Genomic DNA, 4,779 nt, shown 5'->3' on the forward strand with positions numbered 1-4,779 from the left:
GGCGCGGCGCCCGGCTGGCCAGGCGCGACGACCGAGAATACGGCCAGTATTTGAGGGAGGAGCAACGCCGCCAGCCGGGATGCCCCGCCCGTCGAATGCAGCGCCACTTTCGCCACGGGCTGCTAGACTCAGGGGCTGGCCCGCCAGGGAGCGCCCCGTTCCGGGCGCGGTCGCCGGCCAGGGACCTCACGCGGGCAGGAGTGTGTTGCGATGGGCTTCAGCGGCACGGGCAAGATCTGGATGAACGGCAGGCTGGTCGAGTGGCAGGACGCGACCATCCACCTCGCCAGCCACGTCGTGCACTACGGAAGCGGCGTGTTCGAGGGCATCCGCTGCTACGACACGCCACGCGGTTCGGCCGTCTTCCGGCTCGACGCGCACCTGCGGCGCCTGGTCGACTCGGCGCGGATCTACCGGATGGACTATCGCTTCGGGCAGGCCGAGCTGACGGAGGCCACGCTCGAGACGATCCGCGCCAACGGGCTCTCGGCCTGCTACATCCGCCCGATCATCTACCGGGGCTACGAGACGCTGGGCATCAATCCCTTCCCCTGCCCCGTGGACGGCGCCATCATGGTCTGGGAATGGGGCGCCTACCTGGGCGCCGACGCCCAGGAGCAGGGCGTCGACGTGTGCGTCAGCTCGTGGCATCGTCCCGCCCCCAACACCCTGCCCGCGCTGGCCAAGGCGACGGCCAACTACGCCAACGCCCAGCTGATCAAGATGGAGGCGACCGTACGCGGATTCAGTGAGGGCATCGCACTCGACACCAGCGGCCATCTCAGCGAAGGCAGCGGCCAGAACGTGTTCCTGGTGCGCCAGGGGGTGCTGCACACGCCGCTGGCCAGCGACGGCATCCTGCCGGGCATCACGCGCGACACCGTCATCACGCTGGCGCGCGAACTGGGCTACGAGGTGCGCGAGGGCCACATCCAGCGCGAGTCGATCTACGTGGCCGACGAGATGTTCTTCGTCGGCACGGCCGTCGAGGTGACGCCGATCCGCAGCGTCGACAAGCTGGCGGTGGGCGACGGGACGGTGGGCCCCGTCACGCGGCGGCTGCAGAAGGCCTTCTTCGCGACGGTGACCGGCGAGGCGCCAGACACCCACGGCTGGCTCACCTACGTGCCCGCCGGCCAGTAGCCGTTCGAAGGCCGCTACTGCAACGGTCCCGCCCCGCCGATAACCACAGGGGAGGTCTGCCCCGGCGCCCGCGTGCCGCGCGGCGGGCGGCCGTGCCGCCAGCGGCCGGCCACCGGCGCCGGCGTCGGCCGGGGATCGTACGCCGCATGCACATCAACGACCTGCTTCGCGGAGCCGTGGAACGCCGTGCCTCCGACCTGCACCTCAAGGTCGGCAGCTATCCGATGATGCGGGTGGACGGCGCGCTGGTCGTGGCCACCGAGGACAAGCGGCTCGACCGGGAGGACACCGAGGCGATTGCGGCCACCATCATGCCGCGCGCCCAGTTCGAGCGGTTCCGCCAGCTGAGCGAGATGGATCTCGCCTACAGCGTGCCGGGGCTCGGACGGTTCCGCTGCAACGTCTACCACCAGCGCGGGACGGTGGGCCTGGTCTTCCGCGTCATCCCCACGACGGTGCCCACGATCGACCAGCTCGGCCTGCCGCAGGTGCTCAAGCGCATCGCGGAGGAGGATCGCGGGCTGGTGCTGGTGACCGGCACCACCGGATCGGGCAAGAGCACGACGTTGGCCGCGATGATCGACCACGTCAACCACGGGCGGTCGAGCCACATCATGACGGTGGAGGATCCCATCGAGTACCTCCACCGCGATCACCTCTCGATCGTGAACCAGCGCGAGGTGGCGGTGGACACACCCAGCTTCGCGCACGCGCTGCGCAGCGCGCTGCGGCAGGATCCGGACGTCATCCTCGTCGGCGAGATGCGCGACCTCGAGACCGTGGAGACCGCCCTGCTGGCGGCCGAGACGGGCCACCTGGTGTTCTCGACCCTGCACACGCTCGACGCGCCCGAGAGCATCAACCGCATCATCGCCGTCTTCCCGCCGCACCAGCAGCGACAGATTCGCATCCAGCTCGCCAGCGTGCTGCGTGCGGTGATCAGCCAGCGCCTGATGCCCCGGGCGGCCGGCCTCGGGCGCTGCGCCGCCGTCGAGGTGATGGTGGCCACCCCCTTCATCCGCGACTGCATCGTCGACAAGGACAAGACGCACCTGATCCTCGGGGCGATCGCCTCCGGCACGTCGCAATACGGCATGCAGACCTTCGATCAGTCGATCTTCAGCCTCTACGAGCGCGGGATCGTCTCCTACGAGGACGCGCTGCGCTACGCGTCGAACAAGGACGAGTTCAAGCTGAAGGTGCAGGGCATCGCGACGACGGCCGAGATGGCGCGCGACTCGATGATGCGCGCCGCCGGCGAGGATCCCGACATCATCCGCTTCGGTCGCTGAGGCCCGCGGGACGGGCACGCTCCGCCCCGCGGCATCCGGGTGAACGACGCGTCCCGGCGCCCTTCAGTCCACGCGCGGGCCCGCCGTCGCCGTATCGCGGTGTGCCGCCCACGGCATCGACGTGAGCCAGGTGCGGGCATCACCGTAGTAGCGCGTCACCGAGCCCTGCGCGAGCGACACGTGGAGCGCGAGCAGGACGGCGAGAAACGCCCACCGTGCCGCCCGCCACGACGCCAGCAGCATCATCGCCACACCGAGCAGCGCCGGCAGCACGTAGCGGCCCTGGAAGGTGAGCCCCGTCTTCGACAGGTTGACGTATTCGCCCGCCATCACCCCCGCGATGAAGGCCACCGAGACGACGATCGTGACGGCGCCGAACTCCGCCCGACGCCACTCCCGCGCCAGCCTGGGCGCGGCCAGCACGAGGTTCGCCATCATCAGCCAGAGCAGGGCGACGTACAGCCTCTCCGGGCCCTCGTAGTCGAGCCATCCGAGCTTGCCCCAGAACGAGACCCAGCGGCGCCAGCCGTAGGTGACCAGCGCGGCCCAGTAGCTGGACAGGCCCGGCGCACGCGGCGTGCCGTACAACGCAAGCGGCGCCCACATCGAGAACGTGAGGTGCATCAGGATCCCGGCCGCCGCCACCGGCCGGAGGCCGTCGGTCGCGACGCGCCAGCCCAGGCGGCGCGTGAGCACCAGCAGGAGAGCCGTCGCCGCGAGGGCTGCCATGACGACCAGCGCCGAGTACTTCGTGAGCGCGGCCAGCAGCAGCACGCCCAGCAGCGTCCCGCGGTCGCCACCGGCAACCATCGCCCGGTAGCCGTAGACCATGGCGAGCATCAGCAGCGGGACGAGCAGGGCGTCGGGATTGACCGACGAAGAGAGCGAGGCCACCATCGGATTCGCCAGGCACACGCCGAGGACGAACCAGCGCTGGCGATCCGTCAGGGCCGCGCCGCGCAGCGCCACGAACAGCCACGTCCAGCAGGATGCGGCGAGCAGCGCCACCACCGCACGGTAGAGGTAGACGCTCTGGTAGGGGGTCGCGGAACTCGCCCAGACAAGGGGCTGGCCCGCCAGGAACACCGTGGCATAGAACCCCGGCGGATAGGCCCAGGCCTGGGTGAACACCTGGCGGTAGCCGGGCGCATCCGGCCAGGGCTTGCGCGCGAGCGCCGCGATCTGCGCCGTCGTGAGGCGATGATCCGGCTGGAACGGCAATGCCGCGAGTTCGGGCGGCATGCTGGCCAGCGGGTTCCAGCGTTGCTCGAGCACCGGAACCTCATCCGACGCGCTCAGCCATGGCACCTGCGGCCACGCCAGCACCCGGGCCAGGTGCGCCGGCTCGTCGGGCGCCTGCATCGGCGGCTTCAGGACGACCCACGGGAGGACGATCGCCGTCGAGACCGCCGCGGCGGCCCACGCATGCCATCGTGGCGACCGACGGGCGCCGGACTCACTCGCCGGCGACATCGGGGGCGCCGCCGCCCCCGCAGGTCGCGTGGCCGGCCTGCGCGGCCACGGCCACCGCCACAGCCACCACAGCAGTGCCCCGGCGGTGGCCCCGGGCAGTCCGAACCTCACCAGCGACCAGGCCCCGATCTCCGGCGTCACGGTCACCGTCCCGATGGCGATGCCGTGTTCCTCTTCGTCGAACACCTGCGACCGGAACTGGAACTCGAGCCGGCCATCCGTCGCTGCGGCGTCGGTCAGGCGGATGCTGATCAGCGTCGAGCCGGGCCCGACCCGGGCCGACTGCACGAGGCGATCGTCGATCGAGATGTCGACGAGAGAGTCCCCGTGCGGTGCGCCGGGAGCGGGCGCCAACGCCATCGACACGCGCAGGGGGCGCCAGCCCGGATCGGGCACCTCGACCTTTCCGTAGGCGCGGAAGCGCCGCCATTGCGCGCCATCGATCCACTCCTCGCCCGGAAACACTCCTCTGTGCGTCACCTCTCCGGGCGCCCACCAGGCGCGCCGCACCACGGTCAGCGTGGCGCCGCCCGCCACGAGCGCCACCAGGGTCACTGCGGCCGTCAGGCGTGAGATCAACTCTCAGTCTCCGTCGGCCCATTCTCGTCGGGGCCGCACGTCACGAGCAGCCACGACGCGGCAAAATCGAAAATCGGGGTCGGAAAATCGGGGTCGGGTGTAATTTTGCGGTGCGCAAAATCGGGGTCGGGTGTGATTTTACCTCCGCCTGCCCCCGCGCGCCTGGCAGTCCGTGGTGGAAGTGCCGCGTCGCACCGAGACGGGCGCGGCGCCCGGCTGGCCAGGCGCGACGACCGAGAATACGGCCAGTATTTGAGGGAGGAGCAACGCCGCCAGCCGGGATGCCCCGCCC

3 protein-coding genes are annotated in these 4,779 nt (G+C 70.7%); 2 read left to right on the plus strand and 1 reads right to left on the minus strand.

Going from position 1 to position 4,779, the window contains the following annotated elements; genetic code table 11:
• Positions 1 to 210: 210 nt before the first annotated feature.
• Positions 211 to 1,143: a branched-chain amino acid transaminase gene (locus IT306_28945; protein ID MCC7372475.1), complete on the plus strand. Its 933-nt coding sequence runs from the start codon at positions 211 to 213 to the stop codon at positions 1,141 to 1,143.
• Positions 1,144 to 1,289: 146 nt separating this feature from the next.
• Entirely contained in the window at positions 1,290 to 2,435 is a 1,146-nt protein-coding gene (locus tag IT306_28950; GenBank protein MCC7372476.1) for a type IV pilus twitching motility protein PilT, read from the plus strand.
• Between the two features lie 63 nt (positions 2,436 to 2,498).
• Here IT306_28950 and IT306_28955 read toward each other — a convergent pair whose 3' ends face one another.
• Positions 2,499 to 4,487: a DUF2142 domain-containing protein gene (locus tag IT306_28955; GenBank protein ID MCC7372477.1), complete on the minus strand. Its 1,989-nt coding sequence runs from the start codon at positions 4,485 to 4,487 to the stop codon at positions 2,499 to 2,501.
• Positions 4,488 to 4,779: the final 292 nt, after the last annotated feature.

The organism is Chloroflexota bacterium (assembly GCA_020850535.1).
In the GTDB taxonomy this organism is placed as follows: Bacteria; Chloroflexota; UBA6077; order UBA6077; family JACCZL01; genus JADZEM01.

Excerpts from the sequence above, each read along its gene's own strand:
- IT306_28945 (MCC7372475.1), top strand. The coding sequence starts at position 211 with ATGGGCTTCAGCGGCACGGGCAAGATCTGGATGAACGGCAGGCTGGTC.
- IT306_28950 (MCC7372476.1), top strand. The coding sequence starts at position 1,290 with ATGCACATCAACGACCTGCTTCGCGGAGCCGTGGAACGCCGTGCCTCC.